This is a genomic window from Chromobacterium sp. Panama (genome assembly GCF_003052555.1).
In the GTDB taxonomy this organism is placed as follows: domain Bacteria; phylum Pseudomonadota; class Gammaproteobacteria; order Burkholderiales; family Chromobacteriaceae; genus Chromobacterium.
Genome location: NZ_QARX01000001.1, coordinates 436,773 through 456,483, shown reverse-complemented (window position 1 = coordinate 456,483; position 19,711 = coordinate 436,773). Strand labels below are relative to the sequence as shown.

Sequence of the window (19,711 nt, the reverse complement as noted above, 5' to 3'; positions counted from 1 at the left end):
CGCTAGAAAATTAAAACAGTTTCTAAATAAATCTATTTATCCAACCAAAACATTGCTAATTGGAATTGTTTAAATCGGAGAATACCGACTCACAAAACCCGCCAAAGAATATACCGCATAAATTGAATATTTTTACAGACCTCGAAAAATAATCGAAATCAAATCGGGCGCGATGGACGCGCAGCCCGATGGGCGCCGACAACACATCACCTGGAAAGCCATTGAAATGAGCGTTAGCGATTGGAACGATAACGACCTGGACCTTCTCGACCATTTGCTGGAACAAGAACTGGACGTCTTGCTCCCGCCCCCCGCGCCCGTCGACGGCGGGCGGATCGCCCGCGGCGACGCCGCCTCCGGCCCTCTGTCCTTCCAACAACAGCGGCTCTGGTTCCTGCACCAATTGAGCGCCGGCGCCGCCGCCTACAATATCTGCTCCGCCTTCCGCCTGAGCGGCGCCTTGCAGGCGGACGCGCTGTGCCGGGCCTTTGATTGCGTGGTGGCGCGCCACGCCTCGCTGCGCACCGCCATCCGCGAAGTGGACGGCGCGGCGGCGCAGATCCCGCAGCCGGCCGGCCGCGCGGCCATCGAGCGCCTGGACTGGTCCGGCCTGCCGGCCGAAGAAGCCGCCTCCCGGCTGGAGGCGCTGGCGCGCCGCGAAAGCGCCCACGCCTTCGACCTGTCCGTCGGCCAGCCGCTGCGCATCGCGCTGCTGAAGCTGGCGGCGGACGAACACGCGGTGGTGCTGACCCTGCATCACATCGTCGGCGACGCCTGGTCGCTGACGGTGCTGATGGACGAGGCGGCCCGCGCCTACGCCGCGCTCAGCCGCGGCCGCGCGCCGGAACTGCCCGAGCTGCCCATCCAGTACCTGGACTACGCGCGCTGGCAGCACGCCAACGGCCGGCAAGACCGCTGGGACGCCGACCTCGCCTACTGGAAAACCCAGCTGGCCGGCCTGCCCACGCTGGAGCTGCCCACCGACAAGCCGCGGCCGCCGGTGCAGGGCTTCGACGGCGCCACCGTGGGCTTCGACATCGGCGCCGATACCGCCGAGCGCCTGCGCCGGCTGGCGGCGGCCGAACGCACCACCCTGTTCTGCCTGCTGCTGTCCGCCTTCCAGGCGCTGCTGGCCCGCCACGCGCGTCAGGACGATCTGGCCATCGGCACCTCGCTGGCCGGCCGCGAACGGGTGGAAACCGAGGGGCTGATCGGCTTCTTCGCCAATATGCTGGTGATCCGCGGCCGCATCGGCCCCGCGGACAGCTTCCGCCAGTTCGCGCGCCGGCAATCGGACACCATGCGCGACGCGGTGGAGCACGCCGCCGTGCCCTACGACCAACTGGTCGGCGCGCTGGGCCAGGCCAGCCGCGACCCCAGCCGCAACCCGCTGTTCCAGGTCGCCTTCACCCTGCTCAACATCCCGGCGGCGATGCCGACGCTGGACGGGCTGCGGCTGACTCCGGTGCTGAGCCAGGAGGCCGCCCGCTTCGATCTGGAGCTGTTCATGCGCGAGACCGAGGACGGCCTGTCCGGCGCGTTCTCCTACAACACCGCGCTGTTCGAGCGGCTCTCGGTGGAGCGCCTCGCCGAACAACTGAGCCTGCTGCTGGACGCCGCCAGCCGTCAGCCGGACGCGCCGCTGGCCGCGCTGCCGCTGACCACGCCGCAACAGGCCGCCGCCCTGCTGACCTTGCCGCGGCAGGCCGCCGCCGTCGATTGCGAGCCGGTGCACCGCGCCTTCAGCCGCTTCGCCGCGCGGCAAGCCGACGCCGCGGCGCTGCGCTGCGACGGCCGGGAACTGAGCTACGGCGAACTGGAACGGCTGTCGGACGCCGCCGCGCGGCGGCTGGCGGCCGCCGGCGTGCGGCCGGGCGAACCGGTGGGCCTGTGGCTGACGCCCTCCTTCGAAATGCTGATCGGCGTGCTGGCCGCGCTCAAGGCCGGCGCCGGCTATGTGCCGATGGACCCGGCCTATCCGGCCGACCGCATCCGCTACATCCTGGAAGACAGCGGCGCGCGCGCCGTGCTCAGCACCGAGGCATTGGCGCCCTCGCTGCCGCCCTTCGCCGGCCCGCTGCTGACGCTGGACGCGGCGGAACCCGCGCCGGCGGCGGCGCTGCCGGCCGGCGACGACCCGGACGGCCTGGCCTACATCATCTACACCTCCGGCTCCACCGGCCGGCCCAAGGGCGTGGCGGTCAGCCACCGCAACTGCGCCCGGCTGTTCTCCAGCAGCGCCGAGCTGTTCCAGTTCGGCCCGCGCGAAGTGTGGACGCTGTTCCATTCCTACGCCTTCGACTTCTCGGTATGGGAAATCTGGGGCGCGCTGGCCCACGGCGGCGTCCTGCTGATTGTGCCGCCGCTGCTGGCCCGCTCCTCGGACGCCTTCTACCAGCTGTTGTGCGAGGAAAAAGTCACCGTGCTGAGCCAGACCCCGTCGGCCTTCCGCCAATTGATGGCCGCCGAGGAAGCGAACCCGCGCGAAGGCGATCTGGCGCTGCGCTACGTCGTCTTCGGCGGCGAGGCGCTGGACCTGAGCAGCCTGGAGCCCTGGCTGGACCGCCACGGCGACGACTACCCGCGGCTGATCAATATGTACGGCATCACCGAAACCACCGTGCACGTGACCTTCCGCCGCATCGGCCTGCCCGAGATCAAGCGCAAGCTGGGCAGCGTGATCGGCGCGGCCCTGCCCGATCTGTGCATCCGTCTGCTGGACGACGCCCTGCAGCCGGTGCCGCCGGGCATGGTGGGCGAAATCCACGTGGGCGGCGCCGGCGTGGCGCTGGGCTACGTCAATCAGCCGGAACTGAGCGCCCAGCGCTTCATGCCGGACCCGCACCTGGACAGCGGCCTGCGCTTCTACCGCAGCGGCGATCTGGCGCGCGTCACCCCGCGCGGCGAGCTGGAATACCGCGGCCGCGCCGACCAACAGGTCAAGCTGCGCGGCTTCCGCATCGAAACCGCCGAAATCCAGGCCCTGCTCAGCCAGCACCCGGTGGTGGCGGAAACCGCCGTGGTGGTGCGCGGCGACGGCGATCAGGCGCGGCTGGTCGCCTACGTCGCCAAGCGCAGCGGCGTGGACGCCGCCGCCAAGGACAAGGACAAGGGCTGGCTGCCCGCCTTCGACATGATCTACGAAGACGCGCCGGCCGAGGACGCCGACCTCGATCTGGTCGGCTGGACCGACTCCTACGACAATGCGCTGATTCCCGCCGAGCACATGCGGCGCTGGCGCGACGAGATCCTGAGCCGCATCCGCGCCTTGAACCCGCGCCGGGTGCTGGAAATCGGCGTTGGCAGCGGCATGCTGCTGCTCGCCGTCGCCCCGGACTGCGAGCATTACCACGGCCTGGACTTCTCCGCCCGCGCGCTGGAGCGCCTGGGCCGCACCGTGGCCGCGCGCGGCCTGGAACAGGTGACGCTGGAGCGGCGCGAAGCCCGCGAGCTGGCCGGCCTGCCGGATGACTTCGACACTGTGATCCTCAACTCGGTGGCGCAATACTTCCCCGACGCCGCCTACTTCCTGGACGTGGTGGACCAGGCGCTGGCGCGGCTGCGCCCCGGCGGCAAACTGCTGCTGGGCGATCTGCGCCACCTGGGCCTGCTGCGCCACTTCCAGGCCAGCCGCCTGCTGCGCCGCCTGCCCGCCGTCGCCCGCCCGACGCGGGCGGAACTGCGCCGTCAACTGGACGCGCTGATCACCGAGGAAAAGGAACTGCTGGTGGACCCGGCGCTGTTCCGCCGCCTGGCGCGCCGCCGCGGCGACATCGCCGCGATCGAAATCCGCCTGAAGGAAGACGGCGGCGATTGCGAGCTGACCACCTACCGCTACGACGTGGTGCTGAGCAAGGGCGCGCCGCGCGCCGCCGCCGCGCCGGCCGCCGACGCCTCGCGCTTGCGGCCCGGCCTGGCCAACCGCCGCGCCGCCGAGGTCAACCGCTTCCTCGCCTGGCTGGATCATGATCCGGCCAACAGCGCGGCCGACGACGAAGCCGCCGACGGCCAGCCCTGGCGGGCGCAAGCGCGGTCTGACGCCGCCGAGCCGGCCGAACTGCTGGCCGAAGCCGCCGCCGCCGGCCTGGCCGCCCGCCTCAGCTGGAGCGAGGACGCCGCCGACGGCCGTTTCGACCTGGCCTTGGCCGCCGCGGCCGACGCCCTGCCGCCGCTGGCGCTGGAACGGCTGGACGGGAACGACGACGGCGAGCCCGCCGCCTGCTTCAACACCCCGGCGCAAAGCCAGCCGCGCGACGCGCTGGGACCCGAGCTGCGCCGCCACCTGGCCGCGCACCTGCCCGACTACATGCTGCCGGCCGCCTTCGTCACCCTGGACAAGCTGCCGCTGACCCATAGCGGCAAGCTGGACTGGCGCGCCTTGCCCGAGCCCGGCCAGGCCCAACAAGGCGGCGCCGACGCCGGCGCGCCGCCGCGCAACCGCGCCGAAAACGAAGTGGCCCGCCTCTGGGGCGAGGTCTTGGGCGTCGGCGGCCTGGGCCGCGAACAGAACTTCTTCGAAGCCGGCGGCCACTCGCTGCTGGCCACCCGGGTCATGTCCAGGCTGCGCGCCGAATTCGGCGTCGAACTGCCGCTGCGCACCCTGTTCGAACACCCGACGGTGGCCGAATTCGCCGCCGCGCTGGCGGCACGCGTCGCGCTGGAAGACCCCGCCGCGCCGGCCTCCGCGCCGGAGCGCCGCATCCCGCCGGCCGACCGCTCGCGGCCGCTGCCGGCCTCCTTCGCCCAACAGCGCTTCTGGTTTCTGGAACGGCTGGACCAGGGCGAACACGGCGTCTACAACATCGCCCAGGGCCTGCGCCTGCGCGGCCGCCTGGACCTGGCCGCGCTGCGCGCCGCGCTGGCCGGCGTGGTCCGCCGCCACGAGGCGCTGCGCACCCGTTTCGCGCTGAGCGACGGCGAGCTGCGGCAAATCGTCGACGGCGGCGACGGGCCGCAACTGCAGGAACTGACGCTGCGCGTGGACGCCGGCGACAGCCTGGACGCGGCGCTGAATCGCGCCGCCGACGCCTTCGCCCGGCCCAAGTTCGACCTGGAGGCCGCGCCGCCGCTGCGCTTCGCCCTGCTGCGCATCGGCCCGGACGACGCCGCGCTGCTGATCGCGCTGCACCACGCGCTGTCCGACGGCTGGTCGCTGGGCGTGCTGGTGCGTGAATTCGGCGAGCTCTACGCCGCCGCGCGGGAACAACGCCCGCCCAGCCTGCCCGCCCTGCCCATCCAGTACGGCGACTTCGCCCAATGGCAGCGCGACGCCCTGTCCGGCGCACGCTACGACCAGATGCTGGCGCGCTGGAAAACGCGCCTGGCCGACGCCCCGGCGGCGCTGGAACTGCTGGGCGACCGGCCGCGCGGCGCCGGCGGTCCGCGCCGCGGGCGCTTCGTCCGCTTCGATTTCTCGCCGGCGCAGACCCAGAGCTTGCGCCGGCTGGCCGAGCGCGCCGGCGGCACCCTGTTCATGGTGCTGCTGGCCGGCTACGCCGAACTGCTGTCCCGCTACAGCGGCCAGCGCGATCTGGTGATAGGCAGCCCCATCGCCAACCGCAATCATCTGGACCTGGAGGGCCTGATCGGCTGCTTCGTCAACACCCTGGCGCTGCGCGTCGATCTGAGCGGCGCGCCCAACGCGCTGCAACTGCTCTCGCGGGTCCGCGACGTGGTGCTGGAAGCCTACGAACTGCAAGACATGCCGTTTGAAACCATCGTCGACGCGCTGCGGCTGGAGCGCTCGCTGGCGCGCAACCCGCTGTTCCAGACCATGCTGGTGCTGCAGAACGCGCCGCTGGACACGCTGCGCCTGCCGGGGCTGGAGCTGGAAACCCTGTCCAACGACGACAGCTCGCCGCGCTTCGATCTGACCCTGACCGTGCACGAAGCCGACGGCGGCCTGCAGGCGATGCTGGAATACGACGTCGACCTGTTCACCGACGCCGGCGCGCGCAGTCTGGCCTCCCGGCTGCAACGCTTGCTGCTGGCCATGGCCGACCAGGCGGAACAGCCCTTGCCGCGCCTGGCGCTGCTGGACGCGGACGAAAGCCGGCGGCTGCTGGCGGACGACGGCGACGCGGCGTCCGCGCCGGCCACCCTGCTGCCCCTGATCGAGGCCAGCGCCGCCGCCGCGCCGGAAGCGACAGCCTTGAGCGACGAGCGCCGCAGCCTGAGCTACGGCGAACTCAACCGCCGCGCCAACCAGCTGGCGCGCGGCCTGATCCAGCTCGGCGTCGGCCCGGAAGACATCGTCGCCATCGCGCTGCCGCGCTCCGCCGACACCGTGGTGGCCATGCTGGCCGCGCTGAAAGCCGGCGCCGCCTATCTGCCGCTGGACCTGGACTACCCGCCGGCCCGTATCGCCTTCATGCTGCAAGACGCCGCCCCGCGCTGCGTGCTGACCCTGAGCGACGCCACGCTGCCGGACGGCGCGGCGCGGCTGAATCTGGACGAGCCGGCCCTGCAAGCGCAACTGGCCGCGCTGCCGGACGGCAACCCCGCCGACGCCGAGCGCGTCCGCCCGCTGCGGCCCGAGCACCCCGCCTACCTGATCTACACCTCCGGCTCCACCGGCGTCCCCAAGGGCGTGGCGATCCAGCACGGCAATCTCCACGCCTCCACCGCCGCCCGCCTCGCCTTCTATCCGGCGGAACTGTCGCGGCCGGGCACCGCCTTCCTGCTGCTGCCCTCCTTCTCCTTCGATAGCTCGGTGGCCCTGCTGTTCTGGTCGCTGGCCTGCGGCGGCCGGCTGATCCTCAGCCGCGCCGGCGGCCAGCTGGAGCCCGGCTACCTGGCCGGCCTGGTGGAGCGCGAGCGGGCCGAAGTCTGGCTCAGCCTGCCCTCGCTGTACCGGACCGTGGCCCAGGCCCAGCCCGCCGGCTGGGGCGGATCGCTGCGCGCGGTCCTGTTCGGCGGCGAAACGGTGTCGGCCGGCGATCTGATAGGCGAAGGCCGGCGCTTCTACAACGAATACGGCCCCACCGAGGCCACCGTCTGGGGCACCGCGACGGAAATCGCCGCGCGCGACGGCCAGCCCGTCGACATCGGCCGCGCCATCCCCGGCTACCGCGCCTACATCCTGGACGAGGCCTTGCAGCCGACGCCGCCCGGCCTCGCCGGCGAACTCTACCTCGCCGGCCCCGGCGTCGCCCGCGGCTATCTGCGCCGCCCGCGTCTCACCGCGGAACGCTTCCTCCCCAATCCCTTCCGCTGCGGCGAGCGAATCTACCGCACCGGCGACCGCGCGCGCTGGCTGGCGGACGGCCGCATCGAATACCTGGGCCGCGGCGACCAACAGCTGAAGCTACGCGGCTATCGCATCGAAACCGGCGAGATCGAAGCCGCGCTCAGCGCCCAGCCCGGCATCGCCGCCGCCGCGGTGGCGCTGCATCACGCGCCGCCCGCCGCCGCGCGGCTGGTGGGCTATCTGGTGCCGACGGACGGCGAGGCGGACACCGCCGCGCTGCGCCGCGCGCTGGCGGAGCAATTGCCGGAATACATGATTCCCAGCGCCTGGGTCAGCCTCCCGGCGCTGCCGCTGACGCCCAACGGCAAGCTGGACCGCCGCGCGCTGCCGGCGCCGGAGCTGGCCGCGCGCGCCTACCGCGCGCCGGGCACCCCGCTGGAAACGCAGCTGGCCGCGCTGTTCGCCGCCGTTCTGGGCCTGCCGCGCATCGGCGTGGACGACAGCTTCTTCGACATGGGCGGCCACTCGCTGCTGACGCTGCAACTGCTGTCCCGCATCCGCGAGGAACTGGGCGTGGAGCTGCCGCTGGCCTCGCTGTTCACCTCCGGCACCGTCGCCGAGTTCGCCCGGCTGGTTCAGGAGGCCGGCCAGGCCGCCGCGCCGTCGGTGCTGGTGCCGATCCGGACCGACGGCGACGACGGCGCCCTGCTGCTGGTGCACGACGGCTCCGGCCAGATCATCGGCTATCAAAAGCTGGTGGAGCGGCTATCGCCGCGCTGGCGCGTCTACGGCCTGCAAGCGGCGGGGCTGGACCCGGCCGTCGCCGCCGACGACAGCGTGGCGGCCATGGCCGAGCGCTACGCCGCCGCCGTGCGGCAAGCCGGCCTGCCCGGACCGCTGATCCTGGCCGGCCACTCCTTCGGCGCCGCGGTGGCGGCGGAACTGGCGCGGCGGCTGGTCGAAACCGGCGTCGAAGTCAGCCTGCTGGCGGCGCTGGACGCGCCGCCGCGCCCGGACGCCGGCTTCCTGAACGAACTGCCCCAGGACGAGGCCGGGCTGCTGCATTACATGGCCCGCACCGTGGAAATCGCCACCGGCAAAACGCTGGCCGTCTCGGAAGACATGCTGCGGCCGCTGGACCGCGCTGGGCGCTTCGCGCTGCTCAGCCGGCGGGTGCAAGACTCCGGCCTGTTCCCCCAGGGCATGGACCCGCGCCGGGTGGAAGCGATGTTCGACGTCTACCGCGCCAACCTGCTCAGCCTGCGCGGCCATCAGCCGCAAACCGTGCGCTGCCCGGTGGCGGTGTGGGTCACCGACGGGCTGGCCGCCAGCGCGGCCGGACCGGCCGACCTGGGCTGGTCCGACTACGCCGCCGGCCCGGTCCAGGTGTTCCGCGCCGCCGGCGAACACGCCGACATGCTGCGCGAGCCGCATGTGGCTGGGCTGGCGGACAGCCTGGAGCGCGCGATGCGAGAACGCCATGTCTAAGCCCATGTCCGCCTCCCTCGCCGCCCCGCCGTCCTCGCTCTGGCGCGACCGGCGCTTTCTCTGGCTCTCCGCCGCCTGGTTCTGCTCCATCCTGGGCCAGCAGACCGCGCTGATCGCCCTGCCCTGGCTGGTGCTGCAGCTGGGCGGCGACGGCCTCGCCCTCGGCCTGGTCGTCACCGCGATGGAACTGCCGCGCGCGGTGTTCATCATCGTCGGCGGCGCGGTGGCGGACCGGCACTCGCCGCGGCGGGTGTTCCAGTGCTCGCTGCTGTGCTGCGCGGCGCTGCTGGCGCTGCTAGGCTACGCCGCCTACCGCGGCGGGCTGCCCTTGGCCTGGCTCTATCCCTTCGCCGCCGCCATGGGCGTCGTCGCCGCCTTCACCGGACCGTCGGCCGCCGCCCTGCTGCCCAACACCGTGCCGGAAGACAGGCTGCAACAGGCCAACTCCGTATTCATGGCGGTCAACCAGCTCACCTTGCTGACCGGCCCCATGCTGGCCGGCGCGCTGATCGCCCTGCCCGGCGTCCGCGCCGGCGGCGGCCTGGGCCTCGCCTTCCTCCTGGGCGCCGCCTGCTTCCTGAGCGCCGGCCTGATGCTCAGCCGGCTGCGGCCGCTCGCCGCCGCCGCGCCGGCCGCGGCCCAATCCGCCGCCGGCATCCTGCGCGCCATCCGCCGCGGCGCCGCCTGGACCTGGGGCGACGCCACTCTGCGCGCGCTGTTCTTCTACTGGGCGGTGATCGCCTTCCTGACCGCCGGCCCCATCCAGATCGGCCTGCCGCTGCTGGTCAAGAACGTCTTGGGCCTGGACGCCGGCCATTTCGGCACCCTGCTGTCCGCCCAAGGCGCGGGCAGCCTGCTGGGCATGGCCCTGCTCAGCCTGCTGCCGCCCAAGGCGCTGGGCCGGCTGGGATGGATGGTATTCTGCGCGGACGCCCTGATGGGCGTGCTGATCATCGGCCTGGGCCTGTCCGCCGCGTTTGCCGCCAGTTGCGCAATGATGTTCCTGATCGGACTCTTGGGCGGCCTGGTGCAAGTCCGGCTGATGGCCTGGATCCAGGCCCGCATTCCGGCGGAGATGCGCGGCCGGGTGATGAGTTTTTTGATGTTCATGATGGCGGCGGTCACGCCCTTGTCCACCACGCTGGCCGGCCTGAGCCTGACCTCGGCGCCGGTGCGCGCCTTGTTCGCCGGCGCCGGCCTGCTGCTGATCGGCGTCGCCGTGCTGGCCTTGTGCAGCCCCCGGCTGCGCGCCATCGGCGCGCCCGCCGGCCCCAACGCCGCGGACGCCCGAGCCACCCCTTCCCTGCAAACAGGAGACTGAATCGATGCACCCCACCCCCTGGCTCCAGCGCCAGTCCGCCAGCCAAGCGCCGCGGCTGCGCCTGTACTGCTTTCCCTACGCCGGCGGCCACGCCGGCGCCTATGCCGGCTGGCAAGGCCGGCTGCCTCCGGAAGTGGAAGTCTGCGCCGCGCAACTGCCCGGCCGCGCCGCCCGCTTCCGCGAAGCCGGCTTCAAGGCGCTGCCGCCGCTGGTGGATGCGCTGGCGCGGGAGCTGCCGCTGGACGACGAACTGCCCTTCGCCTTCTTCGGCCACAGCATGGGCGGGCTGATCGCCTTCGAACTGGCGCGACGGCTGCGCGCCCAAGGCCGGCCTCAGCCGCTGCGGCTGATCGTGTCCGGCTGCGACGCGCCGCAACACCGCCAGCCGCCGCGCATGCTGCACCGGATGGACGACGACGGCTTCATCGACGCGCTGCGCGACTACAACGGCACGCCCGCGGAAATCCTGGCCCACCGGGAAATGATGGACCTGCTGCTGCCCACCCTGCGCACCGACTTCGAACTGGTGGAAACCTATCGCTACCAGCCGGCCCCGCCGCTGGCCCTGCCCATCACCGTGCTGGCCGGGCGCGGCGACCGGCAACGCCTGCCGGAGCAGACCGAAGGCTGGCAGCGGGAAACCGCCGCGCCCGCGCGCGTGCACTGGTTCGACGGCGACCACTTCTTCATCGCCAGCGCCCGGGACGCCGTGCTCGCGCGCCTCAACAGCGAACTCGCCGATGCGCTGTCCAGCCCTGCCGCCGCCATGCCGGACCTTGCCTAAGACCCGCTAACAAAACCCCTGATCCTGCGTTGCGCCTCCTTGCCGTACTACTGGTACTGCCTGCGTCGGCGCGCCTTGGCTCAGCTTCTCTGCGAGGTGTTGTTAGCGGCGCTAAGAACCTGCTTACGATCTGCTGCGCGTTGTGGAGCGTTACACGGCGAGTTCGCCTTGTCTCGCTCTTGCTCCCAAGATCGTAAACAGAGTCTAAGCCGCAACCACCCAACGAAACGCCGGGCGCAAACGCGCCCGGCCTCACAATGCCGCCATAGCGGACGCCCGCCCCTTGCCTCCCCGCCGCAAGCACGTGATAATCCGGCCGTGCTGTGCTTCAGCACCGGGCTTGGCAGCTCGAACATCAAGGCGGACAGCCGCTGCACGCGGCATTTTTACGTCCGTTGCACACCACAGGGTAAGTCTTACGCTAAGGCTGGCCGTGGTGGGGGCGTGCTTGCACGCGCCGGGTCCTTGATGCCGGTCTGCCAACCCTGCCACGCGCCTGTCTCCCCGTTTGGCAGCGATGAGGTAGGCTTAACGCTCATCAAGGAGTCGTCATGACTAGCCCCGTTCATGCTCATTCCCATCACATCCCTTCGCTCCCCACCTTGCTGCTCCAACTGAAAAGCTTGCGTCAGCAGGATGCCACGCTCCACCCGATTGACCCGCTATTGCGGCAACTCGACGAGTACTGCGAACACTTCGATCACAGCCTTCATCTGCTCAGCCTGGAATTCAATCAAGTCAGCACCGCCTTGTCGGCACTGGCGGCGATGCTGGAGCAATCCAAGCTAGACACGCTGGAATGCGAGCAGGTGTATTGCCTGCTGGAACCCTTCGCCCGCCGCTTGCAACAGGCCACGATGCAAATGCAGGAACTGGCCTAACCCCTCCAAACGACCAAAGCCCCGGATGGGGCTTTGGTCGGAAGATCGGGATTAGCATGTTGGCATGAGGCGACATCCTGAATCCGCCCACTCGCGGCCATGTGAAATTTTTTTCAAAAATCCTTGACGCTCAAAAGCCGGATCTATATTATTCCGCTTCTCGCAAGACACAACGTCTAGCGAGACAGCGCACCCGTAGCTCAGTTGGATAGAGTATCTGGCTACGAACCAGAGGGTCGGGCGTTCGAATCGCTCCGGGTGCGCCACAACTTAAAGTGTCCCTATAGTTTAGCGGTTAGAACACCGCCCTTTCACGGCGGTAGCCGGGGTTCGATTCCCCGTGGGGACGCCACTAGCACCCGTAGCTCAGTTGGATAGAGTATCTGGCTACGAACCAGAGGGTCGGGCGTTCGAATCGCTCCGGGTGCGCCACAATTTAAGTCCCTATAGTTTAGCGGTTAGAACACCGCCCTTTCACGGCGGTAGCCGGGGTTCGATTCCCCGTGGGGACGCCAGCATTAGCAAAAACCCGTCATGGCGACATGACGGGTTTTTTGTCGTCCGCGCGAACCACACCACAAAGACAAACGGCTTGCCGCGCAAGCCGTCCGCAATAGCCACCTGGTTTGCATTGATTCGCGCAAGACCATTCTCACGCAAACCCATAACCCCTCCTCCGCTTGCGCCTGGGAACCCAAGCCTCGCGAGCCAAGGCGCACTCACCGGGTAAGGCTCCACAAGGCGCAACAGATCGTGAACAGCTTCAGAGCCTGCTCAAAGTCTCGCGAGCAAGGGCGTGACAAGGCGAAAACAAGCGAAAAAGCGGAGTGCACATACGGTACATGAGCATTTTGAGTTTGTTTTCAACGCCCCTTTCTATCCATCCCGCCGATGCGCAGCAGATCGTAAACAGGTTCTTAGCGCTCTGCCCAAGCCAAGGTCGCCTTATACCCGTCCGGCGCCTCCAGCGCCCAGGCTCTTGTCGCCGGCCAGCGCTCGGGCGCGGCAATCCGCAACGGCAGTTCCTTATTCGTCAGTTCCAAGGCCTCGAACGCGGACAGGTGCTGAGCAATGCCCACGCCCCAGGCTTTCAGCACCGCCTCCTTGATGGTCCACAACTGGAAGAAAGCCGCCACGTCCCGCCCGTGTCCGCATAGTTCCAACTCACCCGGCAGCAAGGTCTGCTCCGCCAACGCCGGCACGTCGCGCATGGCTTGCACCGTTTCGATGTCCACCCCCACCTGCCCGCCGCGCGCGATGGCGATCAGCGCGTAAGCGCCGGAGTGAGACACATTGAAGACCGGCGCGCCGGGCAGGCTCAAGACCGGTTTCCCATGAGCGCCCAGCTCAAACGTCAGCGCGTCCGGCGCCAGACCGGTTTCTTGCGCCAGCAGCCGCCGCAAGGCCAAGCGAGTCAAGGCGAACTGCAACTGGTTGATGGTGCGCAGATAGCGCAGGCAGCGCTTGCGCTCGTCCTCACTCAAGCCCGCCAGCAGCGCCTCGTCCACCGGCCAATCCACATCCAGCCGCACGCGGTACAGCCGCAAGGCCTGCGGCGCGCCCACCGGGCAAGGCAAGGGCTTGATCAAAGCGTTCAGTTCCATCCGCCTCTCCGCGCAAAAACCGCCATTATCCCTAGCCTGTAGCACGGCAACCAGGCTATTTGTGACCATCCCGCCACAATTTGGCACTTTTCATGCGTAATAATCACATTCCTTGGTTGAACTCGATAATGAGAATCGTTACCATTTGGCTATGGATAAATTCATGCATGCCCAAAACGCGGCCAAACTTGGCAACGGGGCCAGCGCAGCCAACCTGTCGCCGGTGCTGCGCAGCTGCGAGCTGTTCGCCAAAGGCAGAGAAATCCTGATCGAGCATCAGGGCGAAATGTATCGCTTGCAACTCACACGCAACGGCAAGCTCATCCTAATCAAATAGGTCTCTGACCACACACACCGCAAGCCAGCCAAGACTAGCCAGCCAGCGGAAGCACCCAACCTTAGGAAGTTTGGAGTTTCCATGGCCTTATTTCGCGCCACCCCCTTGGTTCTGAGCCTGGCCGCCGCCTGGCCCGCGCTGGCGGCGACGCCGGCGGAACTGGAGACCGTTCAGGTCACCGCCCACCGCAGCAGCAAACCGCTGGCGGAAACCGCGCCCAACGCCAGCGTGATCTCGCGTCACAAACTGGACGATCAACTGGTGCGCGACATCGCCGACGCGGTCAAATACGAGCCCGGCGTGGAAGTGGCCACCGATCCGGCGCGCCGCGGCAACGCCGGTTACACCATCCGCGGCATCGACGGCAACCGCATCCTGATGCTGATCGACGGCATCCGCCTGCCGGAATCCTATGCCGGCGGCGGCAGCAATAACGGAGCCGTTTCCGGCCGCGATTACGTGGAACTGGAAACCCTGCGCGCCATCGACATCGTCAAGGGCCCCACTTCCAGCCTGTACGGCTCCGACGCCATCGGCGGCGTGGTGGGCTACCGCACCAAGACCGTGGACGACTTCGTGCCGGAAGAGCAAGGCGTGGGCGGCAGCGTCAAGGGCTTTGGCGGCACCGCCAACAATGGCTGGGGCAGCAGCGCCGGCGTGGGCGTCAAGGGCGAGCGCGCCGATCTGATGCTGCTCTACACCCATCGCAACGGCCATGAAACCGACAACCAGGGCAATAACGACAGCAGCAGCACGCTGCGCACCAAACCGAATCCGCAAAGCTGGGACAGCGACAATGTGCTGGCCAAGCTGGGCTTCAAGCCGGCCGCCAACCAGCGGCTGGAACTGACGCTGGAGCACTACCAGCGCAATGCCGACAGCAATCTGTTGAACTCGCTGGGTCCTGTAGTCAATCAACGCGGAATGACGCTTTACACCGTCACGGGGAAGCAAGCACAGGATAGAACGCAACGCGACCGTGCATCCTTGACTTGGGAAGGTCGTCAACTCGGGGCCTTCGACCGGCTGGCAATCAGGGCTTATTACCAGAAACTGAATAATGCCGACAATGATACCGAGTGGCGTGATAACGGCCAGCGCATACGTTCCGACTACGGTTTTGAACAGGACAGCTATGGCCTGACCCTGGAAGCCGAGCACAACTTCCAGGCCCTCTCCGCTGAGCATCAGCTCTTGTGGGGCGCGGACTTGAGCCGCACCGACACCAACCGTCCACGCCTCAAGACCCAGTACAATCCGAACGGCAGCAGCAGCAATATCGTCGACGGCGAAACCTACCCCAACAAGACCTTCCCCGACAGCCGCTCCGAACGCATCGGCCTCTTTGTCCAGGACGAGATCAAGTTCGGCAACGGTCTGGTGGCCTCGCCATCGCTGCGCTGGGATCACTACAAGATGACGCCGCAGCCGGACCAGGCTTTCGCCAACGGCAACCCCAACAACTACCAAGTGCCCGCCTTCAAGGACAGCGCCTTCTCGCCCAAGCTGGGTCTGAGCCTGCCGTTCGCCGATCACTACACCGGCTTCCTGCAGTTCTCCTCCGGCTTCCGCGCGCCGCCGTTCGACGACGCCAATATGGCCTTCACCAATCCGGTGCAGCGCTATCAAGTGCTGCCCAATCCCAACCTCAAGTCCGAAAGCAGCCGTGGCGTGGAGTTGGGCCTGAAAGGCCAGTGGGACAGCTTTGACTTCGGCGTCACCGCCTATGCCAACCGCTACAAGGACTTCATCGACCTTGCATCTCTCGGCACTATCAACGGCTTGTCCGCCTACCAGTACCAAAACATAGGCGAAGTCGAGATCAACGGTGCTGAAGGCCGTGCAGCTTGGCGCTTCGCTCCCGCTTGGCGCGCCATGGCGTCCATCGCCTACGCTCAGGGCCGTGACAAGCAACGTAACCAGCCATTGGCCAGCCTGACGCCACTCAACGCCACTCTTGGACTGCGTTACGACCAAGCCAACTATGGCGGAGAAGCGTTCTTACGCTTGGTCACCGCAAATACCCGCATTCCCGATCTGCGTCCCGACGAAGCACGCGGCCAAAGCACCATACCGTTCAAGGCCCCCGGCTACGCAACGCTGGACCTGACCGCTTATTGGAAGCCGGCCAAGAACACTATTCTGCGCGCCGGCGTGTTCAACGTCTTCGACCAGAAATACTGGAAGGCAGCCGATGTGCGCGGCAAGTCCAGCAGCGTGCGCACGCTGGACCTGTTCACCCAGCCTGGCCGCAACCTCAGCGCCAGCGTCGAATACACCTTCTAACCGCGAGCGCCCGCCCCATGGCGGGCGCCCGTTTTTGATCGTTCCAAGGAGAATCCAAACATGACCGACTTCAGCCAGCTGTGGGATCGTTACCAAATCCTGAAAGCCAGCCAGCCGAAACTGCGCGTGCGCGACGCCGCCGACGCCCTGGGCGTCAGCGAGGCCGAACTGGTGGCCGCGGACCCGGCCAGCCAGGCCCTGCAACCGCATTGGAACGACATTCTGGGCCAGATCGCCCAGTTGGGCCCGGTGATGGCGCTGACGCGCAATCACGCCTGCGTGCATGAAACCACCGGCGATTACCGCAATGTGCAGATCGACGGCAAGATCGGCCTGGCCATCAACCCTGTCATCGACCTGCGCATCTTCCTGTTCCATTGGCAACACGCCTTCGCCGTCACCACGGCCGGCGCGCGCGGCGAGCAGCGCAGCTTGCAGTTCTTCGACCGTTTCGGCGAGGCGGTGCACAAGATCTATCTGACCGCCAATAGCGATGCGGCCGCCTACCAGCGCCTGGTGGAGACCTTCTCCGCGCCCAAGGCCGCGCTGAGCATAGACCCGCAGGAAGCCGAAGCGAAGGAGCTGGACGATGAGGCCATCGACAAGGCCGGCTTCCAACAGGAATGGCAGAGCCTGCAGGACGTGCACGCCTTCCATCCCTTCCTGCGCCGCTGGGGCGTGTCCCGGCAGCAGGGCTTCCGCCTGGCGCCGGAAGGCCAGGCCTGGCGCGTGCTGCCGGAAGCGGTGGAGCAGCTGCTGCGCCGCGCCGCCCATATCGAAGCCCCTATCATGGTGTTCGCCGGCAACCGCGGCATGATCCAGATTCACACCGGTCCGGTGCGCAATGTGCAGATCGTCGGCAACTGGCTCAATGTGCTGGACCCGCACTTCAACCTGCATCTGCGCACCGATCTGATCGCCGAAGCCTGGGTCACCCGCAAGCCGGGCGATCACGGCGTGGTGACCTCGCTGGAACTGTTCGACGACAAGGGCTTGTCGCTGGCCACTTTCTTCGGCGAGCGCAAGCCGGGCCAGGCGGAACGCGTGGAATGGATCAAGCTGCTGGGCGAGCTGCCGGCACTGGAGCGCGCCGATGTCGCCTAAATTCGCCTTCGCCGCCCTGCTGGGCCTGGCCGCCGCGCTGCCCGCCTGGGCGGCGCAACGCATCGTGGTGATGACCCCCGACATCGCCGACATCGTGGTGGCGCTGGACGCCGGCAAGGAAGTCGTCGGCCGCGACCGCTCCAGCAAGTCGCCGGCGCTGGCTCAGGCCCAGGTGGTGGGCTTTTCCCGCGCGCTGAACGCCGAAACCATCGCCCGGCTCAAGCCCACCCTGGTGCTGGGCAGCGCCGAGGCGCAACCGCCGACGGTGTGGACCCAGCTGCGCCAATTGCAGGTGCGCGCCGAGGAAGTGACGCGCCGCGAGGACGGCGCGGACTTCGCCGACGCGATCCGCAAAGTGGGACAGCTCTTGGGCCGCGACGCCAACGCCCAGCAACTGGCCAGCCGCTGGCAACGCGAGATGACGCCGCGCCCGGCGCGCGGCGTGCGCTATCTGGTCAGCTACGACGGTCAGCTGGTGGCCGGCCGCGACACCGCCGCCGACACCCTGATCCGCGCCGCCGGCGGCGTCAACGTCGCCAGCCAGCTGTCCGGCTTCAAGCCGATGGCCCGCGACGCCTGGCAAAGCCTGCAACCGGACGTGATCATCCTGGGCAGCCACACCGGCGCGGTGCACGGCGGCAAGGAGGCCTTCTCCAAACGGCCGGAAATCGCCTCCACGCCGGCCGGCAAGCAGGGCCGCATCTACCTGTTGCCGGCCAAGGACGCGATGATGGTGGGACTGAACAGCCCGGCGGTGGTCGAGCAGATGGTGAAGATGTGAGCGCGCTGAGCATGGAAGCCGCCGCGCCCAATCGCGGCCGCTGGCTGCTGCTGGGTCTGATCGCCGCCAGCCTGCTGTTGCCGCTGCTGGCCTTGTCCAGCGGCGGCAGCGGCCTCGCCTGGCCGGACTTCAGCGATCCGCTGCTGACCCAGCTGCGGCTGCCGCGCATAGCCGCGGCGCTGGGCGTGGGCGCGGCGCTGGCCGCCAGCGGCGCGGCCTTGCAAGCGTTGTTTCGCAATCCGCTGGCCGACCCCGGCCTGATCGGCACGTCCAGCGGCGCGGCGCTGGCCGTGGTCAGCATGCTGGCCATCGGCGCCGCCGGCCTGTCCTTGCCGCTGGCCGCCTTCGGCGGCGGCCTGCTGGCCACCTGGCTGATTCTATTGCTGTCGCGGCTGGTGCGCGGCGGCCTGGCCGGCCTGCTGCTGATGGGCCTGGTGGTGGGCGCCTTCTGCGGCGCCATCACCAGCCTGATGATTTTCATGTCCGACGACCTGACGCTGCGCGCCGCCACCAGCTGGCTGGCCGGCAATCTGTCGTCGGCCTCGTCGGAACGGCTGCTGGCCTGCCTGGGCGTGGCCGGCCTGGGCTTGCTGATCCTGATCGCCGTGGGCCGCGATCTGGACTGCCTGCTGCTGGGCGAAGACGCCGCCCGCTCGCTGGGCATCGATGTGCGCCGCACCCGCCGGCTCACCGCCGTCGGCGCGGCGCTGGCCACCGGCGGCGCGGTGGCGCTGTCCGGGGTGATCGGCTTTGTCGGCATGATGATTCCCAACGCGCTGGCGCTGCTGCTGGGCGGCTGCCGCCGCCGGCTGATCCTGCTGTCGGCCTGGGCCGGCGCCTTATTCCTGCTGGCGGTGGACACGCTGGCGCGCACCATCGCCTGGCCCATCGATCTGCCGGTGGGCTTAATGGCGGCCTTCGCCGGACCGCCGTTCTTCGTATGGCTGTTCCGGCGGCAACAAAGGAGTCTGATCAATGGCTGATACCACTACCCTGTGCGTGCGCCAGCTGGCCTACGACATCGGCGGCAAGCGGATTCTGGACGACATCAACCTGGACTTGCCCACCGGCCGGGTCAGCGCGCTGCTGGGCCCCAACGGCGCCGGCAAGACCACGCTGATGCGGCTGCTGGCCGGTTTGAACACGCCCGGCGCCGGCGCGGTGCGCCTGGCCGGACAATGCGTCGGCCGCATGGAGCCGGCGGTGCGCGCGCGCCGCATCGCCTGGGTGCCGCAACACATACCGGCCGGCATTCCGCTGACGGTGCGCGAATTCGTGATGCTGGGCCGCGTGCCCTACCTCGGCGCCTTCTCGCAGCCGCGGGTGGAGGACAAGAGCGCGGTGGCGGACGCCTTGGGCACGGTGGAGCTGGACGATTACGCCGACAAGCGGCTGGACCAGCTGTCCGGCGGCGAGCGCCAGCGCGCGGCCATCGCCCGCGCCTTGGCGCAGCAGGCGCCGGTGCTGCTGCTGGACGAACCCACCAATCACCTGGACTTGCGTCACCAGCACCGCTTGCAGCAACTGCTGCTGGAATTGTCGCGCCAGGGCCGCACCGTGGTGCAGGTCTTGCACGACCTGGCGCTGGCGGCCAGCTACGCCGACCACGTGGCCTTGCTGGAACAGGGCCGGCTGGTGGTGGCCGGCGCGCCGGAGCAGGTGCTGACGCCGGAGCGGTTGCTGGCGGTCTACCGCTGGCCGGTGCGTTTGCAGCGCAACGGCAACGACTGGCAGGTCAACGCCGCCTTGGCGCAGGCGCAGAAGCCCGCGGCGCTGGCGGCCGGCGCCTGAGAGCCTGTTCATAATCTGCTGCGCGTCGGCGGGATGGATAGGTAAAGGGCGTTGAAACTGGCTTCGAAATGCTCATATACCACTTGAGCATTCCGCTTTCTCAGCCGCAACGCCTTGTCTCGCCCTAGCTCGCGAGATCGGAAAC

11 protein-coding genes and 4 tRNA genes are annotated in these 19,711 nt (G+C 68.7%); 14 read left to right on the top strand and 1 reads right to left on the bottom strand.

Annotated features, from left to right (window positions below):
- The first annotated feature begins 226 nt into the window (after nucleotides 1–226).
- The 8 genes from DB032_RS02205 to DB032_RS02170 all read left to right on the top strand — a co-directional run bounded on the left by DB032_RS02205 (nucleotide 227) and on the right by DB032_RS02170 (nucleotide 12,178).
- A complete protein-coding gene (locus tag DB032_RS02205; RefSeq protein ID WP_158274217.1) occupies nucleotides 227–8,677 on the top strand; it encodes a non-ribosomal peptide synthetase in 8,451 nt (2,816 codons plus the stop codon).
- Nucleotides 8,670–9,998 carry an MFS transporter gene (locus DB032_RS02200; protein WP_158274216.1) on the top strand — a complete coding sequence of 443 codons (1,329 nt, stop codon included), beginning with the start codon at nucleotides 8,670–8,672 and terminating at the stop codon, nucleotides 9,996–9,998. The genes DB032_RS02205 and DB032_RS02200 overlap by 8 nt, the downstream gene beginning before the upstream one ends.
- Nucleotides 9,999–10,002: 4 nt before the next feature.
- Nucleotides 10,003–10,782, top strand: a complete 780-nt coding sequence (locus DB032_RS02195; RefSeq protein ID WP_107798075.1) for a thioesterase II family protein — start codon at nucleotides 10,003–10,005, stop codon at nucleotides 10,780–10,782.
- A 551-nt stretch (nucleotides 10,783–11,333) separates the two neighbouring features.
- Complete coding sequence (locus tag DB032_RS02190) at nucleotides 11,334–11,663, top strand: hypothetical protein (RefSeq protein ID WP_146176560.1); 330 nt, start codon at nucleotides 11,334–11,336, stop codon at nucleotides 11,661–11,663.
- Nucleotides 11,664–11,852: 189 nt separating this feature from the next.
- Nucleotides 11,853–11,929: transfer RNA gene (locus tag DB032_RS02185), tRNA-Arg, on the top strand.
- An 11-nt stretch (nucleotides 11,930–11,940) separates the two neighbouring features.
- A tRNA-Glu gene (locus DB032_RS02180) sits at nucleotides 11,941–12,015 on the top strand.
- Between the two features lie 3 nt (nucleotides 12,016–12,018).
- A tRNA-Arg gene (locus DB032_RS02175) sits at nucleotides 12,019–12,095 on the top strand.
- Nucleotides 12,096–12,103: 8 nt separating this feature from the next.
- Nucleotides 12,104–12,178 (top strand) — tRNA-Glu (locus DB032_RS02170).
- Nucleotides 12,179–12,580: 402 nt separating this feature from the next.
- Here the strand turns inward: DB032_RS02170 and DB032_RS02165 are convergent.
- Entirely contained in the window at nucleotides 12,581–13,267 is a 687-nt protein-coding gene (locus DB032_RS02165) for a 4'-phosphopantetheinyl transferase superfamily protein (RefSeq protein WP_158274215.1), read from the bottom strand.
- 163 nt (nucleotides 13,268–13,430) lie between these two features.
- Here DB032_RS02165 and hemP point away from each other — a divergent pair, with 163 nt between their 5' ends.
- The 6 genes from hemP to DB032_RS02135 all read left to right on the top strand — a co-directional run bounded on the left by hemP (nucleotide 13,431) and on the right by DB032_RS02135 (nucleotide 19,566).
- Nucleotides 13,431–13,604 carry a hemin uptake protein HemP gene (hemP, locus tag DB032_RS02160; RefSeq protein ID WP_107801622.1) on the top strand — a complete coding sequence of 58 codons (174 nt, stop codon included), beginning with the start codon at nucleotides 13,431–13,433 and terminating at the stop codon, nucleotides 13,602–13,604.
- A gap of 81 nt (nucleotides 13,605–13,685) precedes the next feature.
- Complete coding sequence (locus DB032_RS02155) at nucleotides 13,686–15,890, top strand: TonB-dependent hemoglobin/transferrin/lactoferrin family receptor (protein ID WP_107798072.1); 2,205 nt, start codon at nucleotides 13,686–13,688, stop codon at nucleotides 15,888–15,890.
- 60 nt (nucleotides 15,891–15,950) lie between these two features.
- Nucleotides 15,951–16,994, top strand: a complete 1,044-nt coding sequence (locus tag DB032_RS02150; RefSeq protein ID WP_107798071.1) for a hemin-degrading factor — start codon at nucleotides 15,951–15,953, stop codon at nucleotides 16,992–16,994.
- Complete coding sequence (locus DB032_RS02145) at nucleotides 16,984–17,775, top strand: hemin ABC transporter substrate-binding protein (RefSeq protein ID WP_107798070.1); 792 nt, start codon at nucleotides 16,984–16,986, stop codon at nucleotides 17,773–17,775. Before DB032_RS02150 ends, DB032_RS02145 begins: the two co-directional genes overlap by 11 nt.
- Nucleotides 17,772–18,758, top strand: a complete 987-nt coding sequence (locus DB032_RS02140) for an iron ABC transporter permease (protein ID WP_233246639.1) — start codon at nucleotides 17,772–17,774, stop codon at nucleotides 18,756–18,758. The genes DB032_RS02145 and DB032_RS02140 overlap by 4 nt, the downstream gene beginning before the upstream one ends.
- Complete coding sequence (locus DB032_RS02135; protein ID WP_107798069.1) at nucleotides 18,751–19,566, top strand: ABC transporter ATP-binding protein; 816 nt, start codon at nucleotides 18,751–18,753, stop codon at nucleotides 19,564–19,566. Before DB032_RS02140 ends, DB032_RS02135 begins: the two co-directional genes overlap by 8 nt.
- The last annotated feature ends 145 nt before the right edge of the window (nucleotides 19,567–19,711 follow it).

Coding starts and splice junctions, on each gene's coding strand:
- DB032_RS02165 (WP_158274215.1), bottom strand. CDS start 13,267: ATGGAACTGAACGCTTTGATCAAGCCCTTGCCTTGCCCGGTGGGCGCG.
- hemP (WP_107801622.1), top strand. CDS start 13,431: ATGCATGCCCAAAACGCGGCCAAACTTGGCAACGGGGCCAGCGCAGCC.
- DB032_RS02155 (WP_107798072.1), top strand. CDS start 13,686: ATGGCCTTATTTCGCGCCACCCCCTTGGTTCTGAGCCTGGCCGCCGCC.
- DB032_RS02135 (WP_107798069.1), top strand. CDS start 18,751: ATGGCTGATACCACTACCCTGTGCGTGCGCCAGCTGGCCTACGACATC.
- DB032_RS02200 (WP_158274216.1), top strand. CDS start 8,670: ATGTCTAAGCCCATGTCCGCCTCCCTCGCCGCCCCGCCGTCCTCGCTC.
- DB032_RS02145 (WP_107798070.1), top strand. CDS start 16,984: ATGTCGCCTAAATTCGCCTTCGCCGCCCTGCTGGGCCTGGCCGCCGCG.
- DB032_RS02195 (WP_107798075.1), top strand. CDS start 10,003: ATGCACCCCACCCCCTGGCTCCAGCGCCAGTCCGCCAGCCAAGCGCCG.
- DB032_RS02150 (WP_107798071.1), top strand. CDS start 15,951: ATGACCGACTTCAGCCAGCTGTGGGATCGTTACCAAATCCTGAAAGCC.
- DB032_RS02190 (WP_146176560.1), top strand. CDS start 11,334: ATGACTAGCCCCGTTCATGCTCATTCCCATCACATCCCTTCGCTCCCC.
- DB032_RS02205 (WP_158274217.1), top strand. CDS start 227: ATGAGCGTTAGCGATTGGAACGATAACGACCTGGACCTTCTCGACCAT.